16 protein-coding genes are annotated in these 17889 nt (G+C 67.4%); 5 read left to right on the top strand and 11 right to left on the bottom strand.

Translation table 11 applies throughout. The annotated features are described in order from the left end of the window. Positions 1 to 66 precede the first annotated feature (66 nt). From AAHF99_RS17560 to AAHF99_RS17550, 3 genes are all read left to right on the top strand, one after another. The gene (locus tag AAHF99_RS17560) at positions 67 to 315 is read left to right on the top strand and encodes a hypothetical protein (RefSeq protein WP_342165789.1); all 249 of its coding nucleotides are present in this window, start codon (positions 67 to 69) and stop codon (positions 313 to 315) included. A 4-nt stretch (positions 316 to 319) separates the two neighbouring features. Then, positions 320 to 556 (top strand): hypothetical protein, encoded by a 237-nt coding sequence (locus AAHF99_RS17555; RefSeq protein ID WP_342165788.1) that lies wholly within the window; start codon positions 320 to 322, stop codon positions 554 to 556. 87 nt (positions 557 to 643) lie between these two features. Further along, positions 644 to 1531, top strand: a complete 888-nt coding sequence (locus AAHF99_RS17550) for a cation diffusion facilitator family transporter (protein WP_342165787.1) — start codon at positions 644 to 646, stop codon at positions 1529 to 1531. An 11-nt stretch (positions 1532 to 1542) separates the two neighbouring features. Here the strand turns inward: AAHF99_RS17550 and AAHF99_RS17545 are convergent, their stop codons facing one another. From AAHF99_RS17545 to coxB, 10 genes are all read right to left on the bottom strand, one after another. Continuing rightward, positions 1543 to 2796, bottom strand: a complete 1254-nt coding sequence (locus AAHF99_RS17545) for an SfnB family sulfur acquisition oxidoreductase (protein ID WP_342165786.1) — start codon at positions 2794 to 2796, stop codon at positions 1543 to 1545. A gap of 14 nt (positions 2797 to 2810) precedes the next feature. After that, positions 2811 to 3929 carry a dimethylsulfone monooxygenase SfnG gene (sfnG, locus tag AAHF99_RS17540; protein WP_342165785.1) on the bottom strand — a complete coding sequence of 373 codons (1119 nt, stop codon included), beginning with the start codon at positions 3927 to 3929 and terminating at the stop codon, positions 2811 to 2813. 224 nt (positions 3930 to 4153) lie between these two features. Continuing rightward, complete coding sequence (locus AAHF99_RS17535) at positions 4154 to 4894, bottom strand: SURF1 family protein (RefSeq protein ID WP_342165784.1); 741 nt, start codon at positions 4892 to 4894, stop codon at positions 4154 to 4156. After that, positions 4891 to 5250, bottom strand: a complete 360-nt coding sequence (locus tag AAHF99_RS17530; RefSeq protein ID WP_243955617.1) for a DUF983 domain-containing protein — start codon at positions 5248 to 5250, stop codon at positions 4891 to 4893. The genes AAHF99_RS17535 and AAHF99_RS17530 overlap by 4 nt, the downstream gene beginning before the upstream one ends. Positions 5251 to 5368: 118 nt before the next feature. Further along, complete coding sequence (locus tag AAHF99_RS17525; protein ID WP_342165783.1) at positions 5369 to 6226, bottom strand: cytochrome c oxidase subunit 3; 858 nt, start codon at positions 6224 to 6226, stop codon at positions 5369 to 5371. Positions 6227 to 6335: 109 nt separating this feature from the next. Beyond that, on the bottom strand, positions 6336 to 6965 hold the full coding sequence (locus AAHF99_RS17520) for a cytochrome c oxidase assembly protein (RefSeq protein WP_243955621.1): 630 nt from the start codon (positions 6963 to 6965) through the stop codon (positions 6336 to 6338). Positions 6966 to 6976: 11 nt separating this feature from the next. Then, entirely contained in the window at positions 6977 to 7141 is a 165-nt protein-coding gene (locus tag AAHF99_RS17515; protein ID WP_243955622.1) for a hypothetical protein, read from the bottom strand. Between the two features lie 6 nt (positions 7142 to 7147). Then, positions 7148 to 8083, bottom strand: a complete 936-nt coding sequence (locus AAHF99_RS17510; protein WP_342165782.1) for a heme o synthase — start codon at positions 8081 to 8083, stop codon at positions 7148 to 7150. A 202-nt stretch (positions 8084 to 8285) separates the two neighbouring features. After that, complete coding sequence (gene ctaD, locus AAHF99_RS17505) at positions 8286 to 9917, bottom strand: cytochrome c oxidase subunit I (RefSeq protein ID WP_243955624.1); 1632 nt, start codon at positions 9915 to 9917, stop codon at positions 8286 to 8288. A 51-nt stretch (positions 9918 to 9968) separates the two neighbouring features. Further along, complete coding sequence (coxB, locus tag AAHF99_RS17500) at positions 9969 to 10808, bottom strand: cytochrome c oxidase subunit II (protein WP_342165827.1); 840 nt, start codon at positions 10806 to 10808, stop codon at positions 9969 to 9971. Between the two features lie 235 nt (positions 10809 to 11043). Here coxB and fdhD point away from each other — a divergent pair, with 235 nt between their 5' ends. Beyond that, positions 11044 to 11820 (top strand): formate dehydrogenase accessory sulfurtransferase FdhD, encoded by a 777-nt coding sequence (fdhD, locus tag AAHF99_RS17495; RefSeq protein WP_412759905.1) that lies wholly within the window; start codon positions 11044 to 11046, stop codon positions 11818 to 11820. 3 nt (positions 11821 to 11823) lie between these two features. On the opposite strand, the gene AAHF99_RS17490 is transcribed toward fdhD, so the two are convergent. Further along, entirely contained in the window at positions 11824 to 12654 is an 831-nt protein-coding gene (locus AAHF99_RS17490) for a chromosomal replication initiator protein DnaA (RefSeq protein ID WP_342165780.1), read from the bottom strand. Positions 12655 to 13153: 499 nt separating this feature from the next. Here AAHF99_RS17490 and gltB point away from each other — a divergent pair, with 499 nt between their 5' ends. Further along, positions 13154 to 17851: a glutamate synthase large subunit gene (gene gltB / locus AAHF99_RS17485; protein WP_342165779.1), complete on the top strand. Its 4698-nt coding sequence runs from the start codon at positions 13154 to 13156 to the stop codon at positions 17849 to 17851. Positions 17852 to 17889: the final 38 nt, after the last annotated feature.

The following is a 17889-nucleotide window of genomic DNA, read 5'->3' as shown; positions in this document are numbered from 1 at the left end:
CGGACTTAAATGCTTGGTCGCCGCCACGCCTGATCCAAACGAACGCGCGGCCGGAGGAGCGAGCCTATGCCGTGGTACGCCGTGCGTCCGCGCGATCCCGCCGACCCGCGCTGGCCCCTGCCGGGGACGGAGCAGATCGTCCTGAAGGCCGATGACCCCGACGAGGCACGGTCGCGGTTCCAGGAAGCCTATCCGAGCGAGCCCTATGGCAGCCCCACCGTTCCGGTGCGCGACGCCGGGATCGGAAGCTTCGGCAGCGAGCCCGATGCCCTGACGATCGAAGAGACGAGTGAACCTCCCTCACCGAAGGAGTGATGTCATGGACCGCAAGACAGCGCGTTTGCGGGTGACCCTCGACGGCCAACTCGTGGATTACTGGTCGCGCGAGGCAGCCCGCCTCGACGCCCTGGCCACCAAGGCCCGGTTCGCTTGGCAAAAGCGCGGCTTCCTCCGCAAGGCCGAGCGCGCCCGCGCCCAGGCGGAACGCAGCCGCAGCCGGGAGGCCGCGCGCCGGGATCCGGCACCCGACACGCCCACCGAATTAAGCCTGGGCTAAGAGGTATTCCCGGCACTCGAAGCTTTGCCATGGTCTTCCGGGGGTGTCGTCGGATATGCAGCCGGCGTTCACCCACACGGTTCGACCATGGAACGCTCGCAGCAAGCCGCCCTGCTCAGCGCGGGGATCGGCGTCGCCGTCACGGCGCTGAAATTCTACGCCGCCTGGCTCACCGGGAGCCTCGCGCTGTATTCCGATGCGCTGGAGAGCATCATCAACGTGGTCGCGGCGGCAGGGGCGTTCATCGCGTTGCGCATCGCCGCCCAGCCGGCCGACGAGGACCACCCCTACGGCCACCACAAGGCCGAGTTCTTCTCGGCGGTGATCGAGGGCGCGCTCATCATCGTGGCCGCCCTCCTGATCCTGCGGGAGGCCTACAATGGCTTCCTTAATCCGAAGCCCCTCGATGCCCCCGCCGCCGGCTTGGCGATCAACGCCGTCGCGGGCGTCATCAACGCCGCGTGGGCGTGGGCGCTGCTGCGCTGGGGCCGGGAATGGCGCTCGCCCGCCCTGATCGCCGACGCCCGGCACATCTTCGCCGACGTGTTGACCTCGATCGGCGTGCTCAGCGGCGTGGCAGCGGTGTGGTTCACCGGGATGCCGGTACTCGATCCGGCCATCGCGGGCCTCGTCGCGCTGAACATCCTGTGGTCCGGCTACCGCATGGTCCGCGAGTCGGTCGATGGGCTGATGGACAAGGCCGCGTCGCCCGAGGTGGTCGGGCAGGTCCGCGCCCTCATCTCGCAGCACGGGGAGGGCGCGCTGGAGGCGCACGACGTGCGCACCCGCTCCGCCGGCAGCGCGACCTTCGTGGATTTCCACCTCGTCGTGCCGGGGGAGATGACGGTCGCGGAATCGCATTGCATCTGCGACCGCCTAGAAGATGCCCTCGCCACCACGATTCCCGGCACCGTGGTGACGATCCATGTCGAGCCCGGCGACAAGGCCAAGGCGCGCGGCGTGCCGGTGCTCTGACGCGGGCGGACTCAGCTCCAGGCGTGGAACGGCGGGTTGACGCCGTTGAGCGCGTGGTTGCCGACGATGGCGTATTTCCAGCGCACCGGATCGTGCAGCGTGTGGGTTCGGGCGTTGCGCCAGTGCCGGTCGAGATTCTCGGCGGCGAGGGTCGAGCGGGTGCCCCCGAGCTCGAACAGCTTGTTCGACGCGGCCAGCGCGATCTCGGTAGTGAGCACCTTCGCCTCCGCCACCGCGAGTTGGGCGGCGGCGACCGTCTCCGCATCCGGCGTGGCGATGGCGGCGTCCAGCGCCTCGCCCGCCCGGTCGAGCAGCGCCTCGGCGGCGTGCTGGCGGATGGTGAGGTCGCCGATGGCCTGGATCGTATAGGGATCGTCCGCTGCGCGCTCCTGCCCGCTGTCGATCCATGGCCGGGCCTTCTCCCGCACGAAGGCGATGGTGTCATCGAGCGCGGCGCGGCCGATGCCGGCATCGATGGCCGCCTGGATGATCTGGAACACCGCCCCGTCCGTACGCGGCCCCTCGTAGCCCTTCCAGGCCGGGACGAGGTGTGTCTTCGGCACCCGCACATCCTCGATGAGCACCGTGCCGCTCGCCGTGCCACGCTGGCCGAAGGCGGACCAATCGTCGATCACCGTAAGGCCCGGCGCATCCCGTTCTGCGATGGCGTACCACGCGCGCCCCTCGCCATCGACGGCGACGATGGGAACGAGATGCGCGAGAAGGGCGCCCGTCGCGTAGAATTTCTGTCCGCGCACGACGACGTGGTCGCCGTCGTCCACGAAGCGGGTCTCGAAATCTGCGGCGCGCTTCGTGCCCCGTTCCGAGAAGGCGTTGCCGAAGCGGACGCCGCGCAGCACCTCCCCGAACAGGAGCGCCTTCTGGGCCTCGTCCGAGACGGTTCTGATCGCTGCGACGATCCCGAGATGATTCTGGGCGATCTGACCGACGGACGGGTCCGCCGCCGAGACAATGGCGATGACCCGCGCCAGAGTCCGGTAGGACACCTCCGGCCCGCCATGGGTCTTGGGCACGTTGATGGACCAGAGGCCGCTCTGCGAGAAGGCATCGACCTCGCGCAGAGGCCGCACCGCGTCGCGGTCCCGCTCGGACGCGCCCAAGCGGATCTCGGCGGCGAGGCGGGTGGCGACCCTAATCGCCTCCGCGTCGTCGCGGATCACGTGGGCCGGTGTCGTGGGTTTGGGCGGCCCGGGCACCCCGGCCGCGCTGCCGCCGAGGGAGTGAGGGGCGAGGGCGATGGTCATGGCAGCCTCCGCGCTCAAGCCGCAGCGGCGGCGGGCGCCACCTGACGGGCCGCTTCCAAGGCGCGGACCCTCGGCAGAATCTCCCGGCCGAAATACTCCACCTCTTCCTGGAAATGCAGGAAGGCCAGGAGGATGAGGTCGGCGCCTGCATCCTTGAGGGCGATGATGCGCTCCGCGATCTGGTCCGGCGTGCCGATCAGGTTCGAGCGGAACCCGTCATTGTATTGGACCAGATCCTCGAAGGTGGATTTCGCCCAGTTGCCCTCGCCCTCGGGGCTCGCCTTGCCGGCGTTCTTCACCTCGTGCCCGAACGCCTTCACCGCATCCGGGTCGGCATGGGTGATGATCTCGTCAAGGACGCCACGGGCCTCCTCCTCGGTGTCGCGGGCGATGACGAAGGCGTTCACGCCGATCTTCGGCGCGTTGCCGCTCTCGGCCGCCTTGGCGCGGATGTCATCGACCTGCGTGCGGATCGCCTCCGGCGTGTTGCCGTTGGTGAAATACCAATCGGAGACCCGCGCGGCCATGTCCCGCGCCGCCCGCGACGAGCCGCCCTGGAAAATCTCCGGCAGGGGCTCGGCCGGCTTCGGCTTCAGCGTGTAGTTCGTATAGCGGTAGAAATCGCCGCGGAAGGTGAAGTTGTCCTGCGTCCAGATCCCCCGCAGGGAGCGGATGAACTCTTCCGAGCGACGATAGCGCTCGTCATGGTCGAGCCAGGGCTCGCCGATGGCGCGGAACTCGCCGGAGAACCAGCCCGAGACGATGTTCACCGCGATGCGCCCGCTCGTCAGCTGCGAAATCGTGGCGATCTGCTTGGCGGCGAGCGTCGGGTTCCACGGGCCGGGCAGGATCGCGGCGATGACCTTCAGTTTGGTCGTGGCGGCGAGAAGGGCGTGGCTGAAGGCCACCGACTCGTGCTGGTACTCGGCCCCGTAGCCGGCAGTGAAGCGGATCTGCGTGAGCGCGTAGTCGATCCCCGCGTCTTCCGCGATCTGTGCCAGTTTGCGGTTGTATTCCGCGTCCCAGCTCGTCCGTTGCGGGATACGGCTGATGACGAGGCCGCCGGACACGTTCGGCACCCAATAGGCGAAACGAACGGGTTCGGAATCGGTGTGCTCGCGACGAATGCTCATGGCGCGGCGATGTCCTTCTGAGGGGCGAAGTACATCGCGCCGTCTCATGGCGTCCGCTGAAGTACTTCGGTTGATCCGACAGTCAGAGTATCGCCAGCCTCTTTCATCCCGTCAAAGGAACGTTCGGCTCTTTTCGAACGACGAACCGGTACGACCTGCCACCGCCCCCACGTCTGCGAGGGCGGTTCGTTCTCTTGTCCAAATGTATGCAGAAACGGGGTGGGTCAGGCCGGCTCGTGCAGCCGCCGCCACGCGAACACGCCGAATACGCCCACGAGGCAGGCGGCGATGCCGTACCACGTGAAGGCATATTGCAGGTGGTTGTTCGGCAAGTCGACGCGCAACTGGCCGCCACGCGGCCACGTCGTCTGGCCCGGCACCGCATCGGCCTCGATCAGGTAGGGCGCGACGTCGCTGAGCCCCCGCGCGGCGGCAATGCCCGCTACGTCGCGGTTGAACCATTCGCCCTTCGCGGGATCCGGCGCCGGCACGAACATCGCGCGCGGCTCGCTCGCCCGCAGGATACCGGTGACGTTGGTCTCACCCTCGGTCAGCCCTGCGGCACGGTCGGCCTGCGCCTTCAATTCCGTCGGGACGAAGCCGCGATTGACGAGGATTGTGCCGCCTTCGTCGCGCACGAAGGGGGTGATGACGTAGTAGCCCTGAAGCGCCCGTCCCGGCGTCTCGCCTGCGGCGAGGCCGTGAACCAGCGTCTCCTTATCGTTCAGGAAATGGCCCGAGACGCGCACATGCCGGAACTCGTCGCCCGGATCCCAGGCCGTCGCGGCGGGCGGCGCCACCGGCTCGGCCCTGGATTGAGCGATGATCCGAGCGATCAAGCCCTCCTTCCATGACTTGCGCTCGACCTGCCACGTCCCGAGGCCGATCAGAATCGCCAGCGCGATCAAAGCAGACAGACCCGGCGCGATCAGATCGCGCCAAGCACCGGCCCGAATACCGCTCACAGCTCGAAGCGGCCCTCCTCGGCCTTGTTCTTGAACTGCAGCGCGATCAGCAGCCCCTTCAGCGGACGCACCAACAGCAGGCTCAAGCCGATGGAGAGGGTGCCCGCCACTAGGGCATGTACCCAGATCGGCGGCTCGTAGCTGATCTCCAGCCACAGGGCGGTGCCGACGACGATGAGGCCGACGATCGACATGACGAAGAAGGCCGGCCCGTCCGCCGAATCGAAGCCCGAGTAATCGAGGTGGCAGACCTCGCAGCGGGGCCGCAGCGCGAGATAGCCCTGGAACAGGTGGCCTTCGCCGCAGCGCGGACAGGCACCGCGCAAACCTGTCGGTATCGGCGGGGGGGTGGGCATGGCGATCCAGTACGTTGAGTCTGTCGTTGAGATAAGGGATCGCCGCGGAACGAAGAAGGGGCGGCCAAAGCCGCCCCGTCATGTGTTTGGATCAGTGTTCTTTTCGAAGCGACGCCCGTCAGTGGGCCGCGTGACCGATTCCCGAGCCCCATACGTAGATGGCGGCGAAGAGGAACAGCCACACCACATCGACGAAGTGCCAATACCAGGCGGCGAATTCGAAGCCGAGATGCTGCTTGGGCGTGAAGGAGCCGGCATAGGCCCGCATCAGGCAGACGGCGAGGAAGATGGTGCCGATGATGACGTGGGCGCCATGGAAGCCCGTCGCCATGAAGAACGTCGACGAGTAGATGCTGCCCGCGAAGCCGAACTCGGCGTGGCTGTACTCGAAGGCCTGGCAAGCCGTGAAGATGACGCCGAGGACGATCGTCAGCCACAGGCCGTACTTCAGGCCCTTCCGGTCCCCCTCGAGGAGGGCGTGGTGCGCCCAGGTGATGGTGGTGCCGGAGGTGAGCAGGATCAGCGTGTTGAGCAGCGGCAGGTGCCACGGGTCGAACGCTTCGATGCCCTTCGGCGGCCAGACACCGCCGGTGAACTCCACGCGCGACACCTGGATCGGGTCGGCGGTGTAGAGGGCGGCCTCGAAGAAGGCCCAGAACCACGCGACGAAGAACATCACCTCGGAGGCGATGAACATCATCATGCCGTAGCGGTGATGGAGCTGCACGACGCGCGTGTGATCGCCGGCATCGGCCTCGTGCGCGACGTCCTTCCACCACGAGTACATGGTGTAGAGAACGCCGACCGTACCCAGGCCGAACACGTAGGGCCCCGGCGACAGCGTGCCGATCTGCAGGCTCTTCATCCAAAACACGGCGCCGAACGCCATCAGGAACCCGGAGAAGGCACCGATCAGCGGCCACGGACTCGGCGCGAGGATATGGAAGTCGTGATTCTTGGCGTGCGCCTCAGCCATCGTCCCGTCGCTCCTCACGCGGCGGTGTAAGCCCTTCCGGCACCACCGCTCTTGCCCAGCTTACCCGCAGCTTTAATCGCTCCGGGCCCTTATTGTCACGCGCCCGCGATCAGAAATCGCGTTTCGTCCCCGACGGTGCCGTGTTGGCCACGGACGCCGTCACCGGCTGCCCGTTCTTCGAGGCGAAATACGTGTACGACAGCGTCATCTCGGACAGATGAGCCGTGTTCGAATCGTCCCGCACGGCCGGATCGACGTAGAAAACCACCGGCACGTCGATGGTCTCGCCCGGCTGCAGCGTCTGCTCGTTGAAGCAGAAGCAGGCCACCTTCACGAAGTAGCCGCCCATCAGGCCGGGCTGGACGTTGAAGGTCGCGACACCCGTCGTCGGCTTGTCGCTGGCGTTCTTCACGCGGAAAAAGACGGTCTTGGTCTCGCCGAGCTTGGCCTCGACCTGGTTCGCCTCCGGCGCGAACTTCCATGGCAGGCCGGGGGCGACGTTGGTGTCGAAATGGACGACCATGCTGTCGTTGCTGTGCGCGGCGGCGACCGACAGGGCAGGGCCTTGCCGGGGTGTGCCGTCGTAGCCCGTCGCCTTGCAGAAGGCGTTGTAGAGAGGCACCGACGCGTAGGCGAGGCCGACCATCCCGAAGGCCACACCCGCGCAGATCACCGCCGTGCGGGCGGCACCGCGTGTCGTCGGGGGGCGAGGGGAGGGGCCGGGGGACAGGGCAGTCATCGCGTCTCCCTCTAGAGCGGCCGGTTGAGAACCTGCGGACCGAGCTTCGCGATGGTCAGCACGAAGAACAGCAGGACCATCGCGCCCAGCGCCAGGGCAATCGCCACCGAACGCTTGCGGCGGCGCGCTTCTTCTTCTGGGGTAAGCGGACGATACTCGACCTTCGGATCCGGCATCATGGCTCAGGCCACGACCGCGCGGAACAGGCCGAGGCTCTGCTCGGCCAGCAGCGCCGAGAACAGCGCGAAGAGATAGAGGATCGAGAAGCCGAACAGGCCCATAGCGGCCTTCTTCTCGGCCTCGCCGGTCTTGTTCTTCAGCACGCGGACGCTGAGCGCCACCATGCCGACCCCGCCCACGGTGCCGACCACGGCGTAGAGCAGGCCACCGAAGCCGAGGGCCACCGGAACGAGACCGAGCGGCGCCAGGAAGAGCGAGTACCAGACGATCTGGCGGCGAGTCGAATCCGGGCCGGCGACGTTCGGCATCATCGGGATGCCGGCGCGGGCATACTCACCGGCCTTGATGAGCGCCAGCGCCCAGAAGTGCGGCGGCGTCCAGATGAAGATGATGGCGAACAGCACCAGCGACTCGATGCCGACCTGTCCGGTGACGACCGCCTGCCCGATGACCGGGGGCAAAGCGCCCGCCGCGCCGCCAATGACGATGTTCTGCGCGGTCGCCCGCTTCAGCCACATCGAATAGATCACGGCGTAGAAGACGATGGTGAAGGCGAGGAGCGCCGCCGAGAGCCAATTCGCGGCCAGCCCGAGCACCATCACCGACGCCACGGAAAGGAACAGGCCGAAGCCCAGCGCCTCGCTGGAGGTAATCTTGCCGGCCGGGATCGGCCGGCTCGAAGTGCGGGTCATCACCGCGTCGATGTCGGCGTCCCACCACATGTTGAGGCAGCCCGAGGCGCCCGCGCCCACCGCGATGGCGAAGAGCGAGATCGCGCCGATGGCCGGCGAGACATGGCCGTGCGACACGCTCATCCCGACCAGCGCCGTGAAGATCACGAGCACCATCACCCGCGGCTTCAGCAGGGCGAAGTAGTCCGGAACGTCGCCGCCGACGGACGCGACCGCAGGGCTCAGGGTGTTGGTGGCACTCGTCATCAGGTTCGCTGCTGCTCGGCCCGCGACCACGGGGCGGCATGCGCCACGGGGTCGTCACTCAGGTGCAAGTCCGTTCAAGGTGTCGGGGCTCTGCGGCCCGCGTCCCCCGGCAATCGGCCCCGGGGCGCCCTTGCCGGGAGGTCGCGCGAGGCGGCCTCCGGGGAAGGGCGGGGGCCGCGAACGGCCCCCGGCGTTGGATGTCTTAGTGGACGCCCGGCTCGTCGATGATGCGGGGCAGGGTCTCGAATTGGTGGAAGGGCGGAGGAGAGGACAGGGTCCATTCCAGGGTGGTGGCACCCTCACCCCACGGATTGTCCGCAGCCCGCTCCTTCGACCGGAACGCCAGGACGACGCCGATGACGAAGACGAACATGCCGAGGCCGAAGATGTGGCCGCCGTAGGTGGAAACCTTATGCCAGCCGGCGAAGGCTTCCGGATAGTCGGCATAGCGACGCGGCATGCCGGCGAGGCCGAGGAAGTGCATCGGGAAGAACAGGATGTTCGCGCCGATAAAGGCCAGCCAGAAGTGCAGCTTGCCGGCCCATTCCGGGATGATGCGGCCGGTCATCTTCGGGAACCAGTAGTAGACACCGGCGAAGATGACGAACACGGCGCCGAGCGACAGCACGTAGTGGAAGTGCGCCACCACGTAGTAGGTGTCGTGGAGGTACTTATCGACCGCCGAGTTGGCGAGCACCACGCCGGTCACGCCGCCGACGGTGAAGAGGAAGATGAAGCCCACCGCCCAGTGCATCGCGGCGGTGAAGCGGATCGAACCGCCCCACATGGTCGCGATCCAGGAGAAGATCTTCACGCCCGTCGGCACCGCGATCACCATGGTGGCGAACACGAAGTAGGACTGGGTCTGGAGCGACAGGCCGACCGTGTACATGTGGTGAGCCCACACCACGAAGCCCACGACGCCGATGGCGACCATCGCGTAGGCCATCGCGAGGTAGCCGAAGACCGGCTTGCGCGAGAACGTCGCGATGATGTGCGACACGATGCCGAAGGCCGGCAGGATCATGATGTACACTTCGGGGTGACCGAAGAACCAGAACAGGTGCTGGTACAGGATCGGATCACCGCCGCCGGCCGGGTCGAAGAACGTCGTGCCGAAGTTGCGGTCGGTCAGCAGCATCGTGATGGCGCCCGCGAGCACCGGCAGCGAGAGCAGCAGCAGGAACGCGGTGACCAGCTCGGCCCAAGCGAAGAGCGGCATCTTGTGCAGCGTCATGCCGGGGGCGCGCATATTCAGGATGGTGGTGATGAAGTTGATGGCGCCGAGGATCGAGCCAGCGCCGGACAGGTGCAGGGCGAAAATCGCGAAGTCGACGGCCGGGCCGGGATGGCCGGCGGTCGAGAGCGGCGGATAGACAGTCCAGCCCGTGCCGGCGCCGCTGGCGCCGGGGGCGCCTTCGACGAACAGCGAGCACAGCAGCGAGCAGAAGCCCGCGACGGTGAGCCAGAACGAGATGTTGTTCATGCGCGGGAACGCCATGTCCGGCGCGCCGATCATCAGCGGCACGAACCAGTTCCCGAAGCCGCCGATCAGGGCGGGCATCACCATGAAGAACACCATGATGAGGCCGTGGCCCGTGACGAAGACGTTATACGTCGCGGGGTTGGAGAAGTACTGCAGGCCGGGCTGTTCCATCTCCATGCGGATGCCGAAGGAGAGGAAGGCGCCGATCATGCCCGCGCAGAACGCGAACAGCAGGTACAGCGTGCCGATGTCCTTGTGGTTCGTCGAGAGGAACCAGCGGGCGAAGAACCCCGGCATGTGGTGGTCGTGGGCGTCATGGGCCCCGGCATGGGTGGCGTGTGTTGCCATCTGAGACGTGCCTTAAGGATGGACGGGTGCGTTGCGGAGGCCGGGCGCGGGTCAGCGCGCCTCGGCGAAGCTCTTGCCGTTGTCGATGGCGGCGTACTTGGTCTTGGCCTCCTTCAGCCATTCCGCGTAGGCCTGGTCACTGACGACGCGCACGACGATCGGCATGTAGGCGTGCCGCTGGCCGCACAGCTCGGAGCACTGGCCGTGGAAGGTGCCTTCCTTCTCGGCGCGGAACCACATCTGGTTCAGGCGGCCCGGAACGGCGTCGATCTTGAAGCCGAAGGCCGGCATCGCCCAGGAATGCAGCACGTCGGCGGCGGTGACTTGGATCTTCACGACCTTGTTCACCGGGACGACCATCTCGTTGTCGGTCTGCAGCAGGCGGGGCTGCTTGTCCTCGTCGATGTTGGCGTCGAACGTGAAGCCGCCGCCCTGCTCGGTCTGCGGATACTCGTAGGACCAGTACCACGCGTGCCCGATGACCTTCACGATCATGTCCGCCTTCGGGTCCGAGAGCTGCGTGCGCAGCAGGCGGAACGAGGGGATCGCGACGGCGACGAGGATCAGAACCGGGACGATGGTCCAGGCGACCTCGATGGCGGTGTTGTGGGTGAAGCGCGAGGGAGTCGGGTTGCGCTTCTCGCCGAAGCGGAACACGCACCACAGGATCAGGCCCAGCACGAAGAGTGAGATCGCCAGCGAAAGCCAGTGCAGGCCGATCTCGAAATTCAGGATGTCGCGGGCGTTTTCCGTGACCGGGATCTGCCGGCTCATCTCCCACGGCACAGGCTGGCCGAACCCGGCGGCCGAGGCCGGAGCGGCGCCCGCAAGCAATGCGCCGAGGAACGGCAAGGTCGTCAAGGACCTGGTGATCGTCCGCACCGTCCGCATTCCTCTCATGGCTCCCCGTCCATTCGCTGCAGGTCGTTCGCCCCGTCTTGACTGCGCGGGGACCATCGCCGACCTGACGGAATGCCCGATCAGTCACTGAACGGGCTTCCGCGGATGGCTTCAGATCACAAGGACGATCGTGGTGCAACCACCCAAGCGTCGCATGGAGGGCTTTCCAAAGGCTGGAAGCGTCGCGCAACAGCAACAGAAGTCGCTTCTTTCCGTCGATGCACAGATGAGTGTGGTCGACTACGCCCAAATGGCATTTCGCGAAGGGACGAGGGCGCTTGCCGTCGAGGCGCCAGTCAACCTCGTCTACGGCAGCGTGCCGCATGCTGTCATGATGACCACGCCGGGCGATCTGGAAGATTTCGCCTATGGCTTCAGCTTAACCGAAGGCATCGTCGAGGACGCTTCGGAGATCCGCGACGTCCAAGTCGAGGAGGTCGAAGACGGACTCCGTCTCCTGGTCGAACTCGCCCCCGGCCGGCTGCGCGAACACCTCGCCAGGAAGCGCGCGATCAGCGGACGGACGGGATGCGGCGTCTGCGGGATCGAAGATCTCGACTCCCTGCCGCGCGCCGAGACCCGTCAAAGCCTGTCATTGCGCGTGCCGGTTGCGTCGATCGCCAAGGCGCTTGGAGCCCTCGATTCGGCGCAGACGCTCGGCGCGACGACGCGGGCGGTCCACGCGGCGGCGTGGGCGCTCCTCGATGGGACATTGCTCGCGGTGCGCGAGGATGTCGGCCGCCACAACGCCCTCGACAAGCTCATCGGCGCGATGATGCGGGCCGGCACCGACCCGGCCGAGGGATTCCTCGTCATCACGAGCCGCTGCTCTTTCGAGATGGTGGAGAAGACGGCCCGGCTCGGGGCGGGGATGGTGGTCGCGATCTCGGCGCCGACCTCGCTCGCCCTCGAACGGGCGAACGACCACGGGATCACCCTGTGCGCCATCGCCCGCTCCGATTCCCTCACCGTCTTTACGGGCGGCGAGAGACTGGTTCGCTGAGGGTTACTGAGAGGCCTCGCCGTCCTTCCCGGGTGTACCCGGCACGACGGTTGCGCCGCCGATCACGCGGACGTTGCGCTTGCCCTCGGCGGGCGGGTCCTTCCAATCCGGCTTCGGCGCGGCAGCCGCGATGGGCTTCGGCTCGGCCGGCGTGTTCGCGTTGGCCGCCGGGGTCGCGGGTTCGGCCGGGGGCTGCGCCGCTTCCGGCACCGGCTTCGGCGCGGGGGCGACGGGACTCACCTTGGCGAGGGACGGCTTCTCCGGCACCTTGGTCGGGCTAGTGCGGGCGACCTTGCGCGGCGGTTCGGCACGGTGGCCGCCATCGGGGTTCAGGCCGAGGGGATTGCCCTCGGGCGGACGCACGGCCTCGGCGCCGGGCCGACGCGGCTGGCGGGCGGACGGTCCGGGTTCATAAGGCGCGGGTTGTGGCGGCCGGGCGACGTCCTCCTCTGTCCAGCCATAGCCGGGCATGGAGCGGACGGGCGGTCGTTCGAGGCGCGCATAGACCTCCTGGCCCGGCATCCGCTCGCGGCCGACGATGGCGCCGCTGGTCGGATCGACCACGACGCGCACCGGCATGCCGGCGGGGCTGATCGCATCCACGAGATAGAAGCGGCCGTCGTAGCGCGGACGCGTCACCCCGGTGAAGCCCCGGTCGGCCAGACGCCACGCGATGACGCGCGGCGGCAAAACGTCATCCTCGAAGAAGGTCCGGGCAAAGCCCTGCGCGCTTGCGCCGCCGGCCGAGGCCGCGACGAGGCCCACCGACAGAAGGGCAGCCCGCAGCGCGCGGGATCGCAGCTTGGCGCTCATCGGATTGGCGCTCACGCTCATCACATTCGTTCCCGTTTCTGGAGACCCGGCCGGGTAGTCCGGTTCCGGCATGGCCCGCCCGGTTCGCCCGGTTCTCGGCCATGCCGGCGAGGTCGTTGCCCCGCATGCCGCTTGTGCTCGGCCCCTTCCGTAGACAAGCCGATTCTGGCGATATTGCGAATGGCGTCGGCCGTATCGCGCTCGAAGTGCAACCACCACAGGTCGCAACCCCGGCAAAGCGCTGGAGCCCTTGCTGAAACCACTCCAATCTGCCAACTTCGTCGATTAGGACAGTAGCACTGTCCCATTCGCCTTGATCGCGCGTCGCGCGCGGGCGCAATCGTCGGCAGAAGAGACCGCGCCGCTGTTGTGCGAGCGGGCCTCCGGGCACCGCCACACGGGGCGGCCTCCTGCGTCTTTTGCGCTCCGGCCGGTCGAAGGTGATATCGAGGCACGAAACCTGCTGGCGGAACCCGAAGGATCGGGCGCGGCTCGTGACGAGGGAAGGACGAGAGGAAGCATGGCTGGACGCGGTTTCGCCCCCGAGCCGAACGCTCCCCGCGGCGCCACCACGGCGCCGCTCATCGTGCGCGACCCTGCTTTCCCGAAAGCCCAGGGCGCGTATGACCCCGCCCATGAGCGTGACGCCTGCGGCGTCGGCTTCATCGCCGACATGCACGACCGGCGCAGCCACTCCATCGTGCAGCAGGGCCTGAAGATCCTCGAAAACCTCGACCACCGGGGCGCCGTCGGCGCGGACCCGAAGATGGGCGACGGTTGCGGCATCCTCACGCAGATCCCGCACGCCTTCTTCGCGGAGGAGTGCTCGCGGTTGGGCTTCGAGCTTCCGCCCGCCGGGCAATACGCCATCGCGCAGCTCTTTCTGCCGAAGGCCGAGCAGCCGCGCCGGGTGATCGAGGGCATCGTCGCCTCGACGCTGGCGGCCGAGGGTCTGCCCCTGCTCGGCTGGCGCGACGTGCCGGTCGATTCGTCCGATCTCGGCAAGGCGGTGCTCGCGACGGAGCCCTGCCACCGGCAGGTCTTCATCGGCTGCCCGGCTTCGGTGTCGAACCAGGATGCGTTCGAGCGGCGCATCTATGTCGCCCGCAAGGCGATCTCGAACACCATCTACAAGCACGACGACCAACGGATGAAGGAGTTCTATCCGGTCTCGGTCTCGACCCGCACCATCGTCTACAAGGGCATGGTGCTGGTGAATCAGCTCGGGAACTACTTCCTCGACCTGAAGGACGAGCGGTTCGTCTCGGCGCTGGCGCTTGTGCACCAGCGCTTCGCCACCAACACGTTCCCGACCTGGCGGCTGTCTCACCCGTATCGCTTCGTGGCGCATAACGGCGAGATCAACACCCTGCGTGGCAACGTGAACTGGATGGCCGCCCGGCAGGCGAGCGTCGATTCGGACCTGTTCGGCAACGACATCTCGAAGCTGTGGCCGATCTCCTACGAGGGTCAGTCCGACACCGCCTGCTTCGACAACGCGCTCGAATTCCTCGTGATGGGCGGCTATCCGCTCGCCCACGCGATGATGATGCTGATCCCCGAGGCCTGGGCGGGCAACCCGCTCATGGATGAGGAGCGGCGCGCCTTCTACGAGTACCACGCTGCCCTGATGGAGCCGTGGGACGGTCCGGCCGCCGTTGCCTTCACCGATGGCCGGCAGATCGGCGCGACGCTCGACCGGAACGGCCTGCGCCCGGCGCGCTACATCGTCACCGATGACGGCTTGGTCGTGCTGGCGTCTGAGGCCGGGACTCTGCCGATCCCGGACGAGAAGATCGTCCAGTCCTGGCGCCTTCAGCCGGGCCGGATGCTGCTCATCGACCTGCAGAAGGGCCGGATCGTCTCTGACGAGGAGATCAAGGGCGAGCTCGCCCAGGCGCATCCCTATGCCGATTGGGTGAAGAACACCCAGATCGTGCTGGAGGACCTGCGCCCGGTGCAGCCGCGCGAGTCGCGCGGCGACGTCAACCTGCTCGATCGCCAGCAGGCCTTCGGCTACACGCAGGAAGACCTCAAGCTGCTGATGCAGCCCATGGCCGTCACCGGCCAGGAGGCGGTCGGCTCGATGGGCACGGATACGCCGCTCTCGGCGCTCTCCGAGAAGTCGAAGCTGCTCTACACCTACTTCAAGCAGAACTTCGCGCAGGTGACGAACCCGCCGATCGATCCGATCCGCGAGGAGGCCGTGATGAGCCTCGTCTCGTTCATCGGCCCGCGGCCGAACCTGCTCGACATGGAGGGGGCCTCCCGCCGCAAGCGGCTGGAAGTCCGCCAGCCGATTCTGACCAACGGCGATCTGGAGAAGATCCGCTCCATCGGCCATTTCGAGGACCGGTTCGACACCAAGACCCTCGACATGACCTACCCCGCCGAGAATGGCGCGGCGGCCATGGAGGGGGCGCTGGACCGTCTTTGCGACCGCGCCGAGGCGGCGGTGCGCGGCGGCTACAACATCATCGTGCTCACCGACCGGGCGGTCGGGCCGGATCGCATCCCGATCCCGGCGCTGCTCGCGACGGCGGCCGTGCACAACTACCTGATCCGCAAGGGGCTGCGCACCTCGGTCGGCCTCGTGGTCGAGTCCGGCGAGCCGCGTGAGGTGCATCACTTCGCCTGCCTCGCCGGCTACGGCGCGGAGGCGATCAACCCGTACCTCGCCTTCGAAACCCTGATCGAAATGAAGGACGAGTTCCCGCCGGACCTCACCGACGACGAGATCATCTACCGCTACATCAAGGCCATCGATAAGGGTCTGCTGAAGGTCATGTCCAAGATGGGCATCTCGACCTACCAGTCCTATTGCGGCGCGCAGATCTTCGACGCGGTGGGCCTGAACTCGGCCTTCGTGGCCCGCGACTTCTTCGGCACGGCGACGACCATCGAGGGCGTCGGCATGGCCGAGGTTGCGGAGGAGACGGTGCGCCGTCACCGCGACGCCTTCGGCGATGCCCCCGTCTACCGGAACGCGCTGGATGTCGGCGGTGAGTACGCCTACCGCCTGCGCGGCGAGGTCCACACTTGGACGCCGGACACGGTGGCGACCCTGCAGCACGCGGTGCGCATGAACGTGCCCGAGCGCTACCGGGAATACGCCAAGCTGGTGAACCAGCAGGAGAACCAGCTCAAGACCCTGCGCGGCCTGTTCCGTATCAAGTCCGCCGATGAACTCGGTCGGGCTCCGGTGCCATTGGATGCCGTCGAGCCGGCCGCCGAGATCGTGAAGCGGTTCGCCACCGGCGCCATGTCGTACGGCTCCATCTCCAAGGAGGCGCACGAGACGCTGGCGATCGCGCTAAACTCCTTCGGCGGTCGCTCGAACTCGGGCGAAGGCGGCGAGGAGGTCGAGCGGTTCAAGCCCCTGCCGGACGGGCGCTCGCGGCGCTCGGCCATCAAGCAGGTGGCATCGGGCCGGTTCGGCGTGACGACGGAATACCTCGTCAACTCCGACATGATGCAGATCAAGGTGGCCCAGGGCGCCAAGCCCGGCGAGGGCGGCCAGCTGCCCGGCCACAAGGTCGATGCGAAGATCGCCAAGGTCCGCTACGCCACGCCGGGCGTCGGCCTGATCTCGCCGCCGCCGCACCACGACATCTACTCGATCGAGGATCTGGCCCAGCTGATCTTCGACCTGAAGAACGTGAACCCATCGGCGGACGTGTCGGTGAAGCTCGTCTCCGAGGTCGGCGTCGGCACCGTCGCGGCGGGCGTCGCCAAGGCGCGGGCCGACCACATCACCATCTCGGGCTTCGACGGGGGGACGGGCGCGGCGCCGCTCACCTCGCTCAAGCACGCGGGTGGCCCGTGGGAGACCGGCCTCGCCGAGACCCAGCAGACGCTGGTCCTCAACGGTCTGCGCGGGCGCGTCGCCCTTCAGGCGGATGGTGGCCTCCGCACCGGGCGGGACGTGATCGTCGCGGCCCTGCTCGGCGCGGACCAGATGGGCTTCTCGACCGCGCCACTCATCGCGGCCGGCTGCATCATGATGCGCAAGTGCCACCTGAACACCTGTCCGGTGGGCGTGGCGACGCAGGACCCCGTCCTGCGCAAGCGCTTCAAGGGCACGCCCGAGCACGTGGTGAACTACTTCTTCTTCGTGGCGGAGGAGGTCCGGGAGATCCTGGCCGCCCTCGGCTTCACGAAGCTCGAAGAGGTGGTCGGCCGCTCGGACATTCTCGACAAGGTCGCGGCCATCTCCCACTGGAAGGCGAAGGGCCTCGACTTCACGAAGTTGTTCCACCGGCCGGATGTCGGCCCCGAGATGGCGATCCGCCATGTCGAGCGGCAGCATCACCCGATCGACACCGTCCTCGACCGGCGGCTGATCGAAGGCGCGCGGAATGCCATCGCCAACGGCGAGCCGGTGGTTCTCACCGACACGATCCGCAATTCGGATCGGGCGGCGGGGGCCATGCTCTCCGGCGAGGTCGCCAAGGCGCACGGCCATGACGGTCTGCCCGACGACACGATCAAGGTGCAGCTTTCGGGCACCGCCGGCCAGAGCTTCGGCGCCTGGGCGGCGGCGGGCGTGACCCTCGAACTGACCGGCCACGGCAACGACTACGTCGGCAAGGGCCTGTCGGGTGGCAAGCTGATCATCCGGCCGAGCGACGCGCTCAAGTCGCCGTCCGAGCGGACGATCATGGTCGGCAACACCGTGCTCTACGGGGCCATCGCGGGCGAGTGCTACATCCGTGGCTCGGCCGGCGAGCGGTTCGCCGTGCGCAACTCAGGCGCCATCGCCGTGGTCGAGGGCATGGGCGACCATGGCTGCGAGTACATGACCGGCGGCGTGGTGGTGTCCATCGGTGAGACCGGGCGCAACTTCGCGGCGGGCATGTCGGGCGGCCTTGCCTACGTGCTCGATGAGGACGGCTCATTCTCGAAGCGCTGCAACCTGTCGATGGTGGATCTGGAGCCCGTCGAGGAGGAGGACGACCTGATGCGTCGCTTCCACCAGGACGGCGACCTTGAGACCAAGGGCCGAGTCGACATCCTCGCGGACATGTCGGGCCACGACGAGGAGCGGCTGAGCCAGCTCATCACCAACCATCTGAAGTACACGGGCAGCCCGAAGGCCAAGGCGATCCTTGAGGATTGGGCGAGCTATCGCACCAAGTTCGTCAAGGTGATGCCGGTGGAGTACCGCCGGGCGCTGCGCGAGATGGAGATGGCGCGGATGCCGGTGGCGGCGGAGTAATCCAGCTGCGACCAGTCGGCGCGCGGAAAGGGCCGCGC

Source organism: Methylobacterium litchii (assembly GCF_038442315.1).
Taxonomy (GTDB): domain Bacteria; phylum Pseudomonadota; class Alphaproteobacteria; order Rhizobiales; family Beijerinckiaceae; genus Methylobacterium; species Methylobacterium litchii.
The sequence above is the reverse complement of the archived record's forward strand: the minus strand, read 5'-3'. Positions and strand labels throughout refer to the sequence as shown.

Bases quoted from the DNA above. Each gene is read 5' to 3' on its own strand.
- AAHF99_RS17560 (WP_342165789.1), top strand. From the start codon at position 67: ATGCCGTGGTACGCCGTGCGTCCGCGCGATCCCGCCGACCCGCGCTGG.
- AAHF99_RS17555 (WP_342165788.1), top strand. From the start codon at position 320: ATGGACCGCAAGACAGCGCGTTTGCGGGTGACCCTCGACGGCCAACTC.
- AAHF99_RS17550 (WP_342165787.1), top strand. From the start codon at position 644: ATGGAACGCTCGCAGCAAGCCGCCCTGCTCAGCGCGGGGATCGGCGTC.
- AAHF99_RS17545 (WP_342165786.1), bottom strand. From the start codon at position 2,796: ATGACCATCGCCCTCGCCCCTCACTCCCTCGGCGGCAGCGCGGCCGGG.
- sfnG (WP_342165785.1), bottom strand. From the start codon at position 3,929: ATGAGCATTCGTCGCGAGCACACCGATTCCGAACCCGTTCGTTTCGCC.
- AAHF99_RS17530 (WP_243955617.1), bottom strand. From the start codon at position 5,250: ATGCCCACCCCCCCGCCGATACCGACAGGTTTGCGCGGTGCCTGTCCG.
- AAHF99_RS17525 (WP_342165783.1), bottom strand. From the start codon at position 6,226: ATGGCTGAGGCGCACGCCAAGAATCACGACTTCCATATCCTCGCGCCG.
- AAHF99_RS17520 (WP_243955621.1), bottom strand. From the start codon at position 6,965: ATGACTGCCCTGTCCCCCGGCCCCTCCCCTCGCCCCCCGACGACACGC.
- AAHF99_RS17515 (WP_243955622.1), bottom strand. From the start codon at position 7,141: ATGCCGGATCCGAAGGTCGAGTATCGTCCGCTTACCCCAGAAGAAGAA.
- AAHF99_RS17510 (WP_342165782.1), bottom strand. From the start codon at position 8,083: ATGACGAGTGCCACCAACACCCTGAGCCCTGCGGTCGCGTCCGTCGGC.
- ctaD (WP_243955624.1), bottom strand. From the start codon at position 9,917: ATGGCAACACACGCCACCCATGCCGGGGCCCATGACGCCCACGACCAC.
- coxB (WP_342165827.1), bottom strand. From the start codon at position 10,808: ATGCGGACGGTGCGGACGATCACCAGGTCCTTGACGACCTTGCCGTTC.
- fdhD (WP_412759905.1), top strand. From the start codon at position 11,044: ATGAGTGTGGTCGACTACGCCCAAATGGCATTTCGCGAAGGGACGAGG.
- AAHF99_RS17490 (WP_342165780.1), bottom strand. From the start codon at position 12,654: ATGAGCGTGAGCGCCAATCCGATGAGCGCCAAGCTGCGATCCCGCGCG.
- gltB (WP_342165779.1), top strand. From the start codon at position 13,154: ATGGCTGGACGCGGTTTCGCCCCCGAGCCGAACGCTCCCCGCGGCGCC.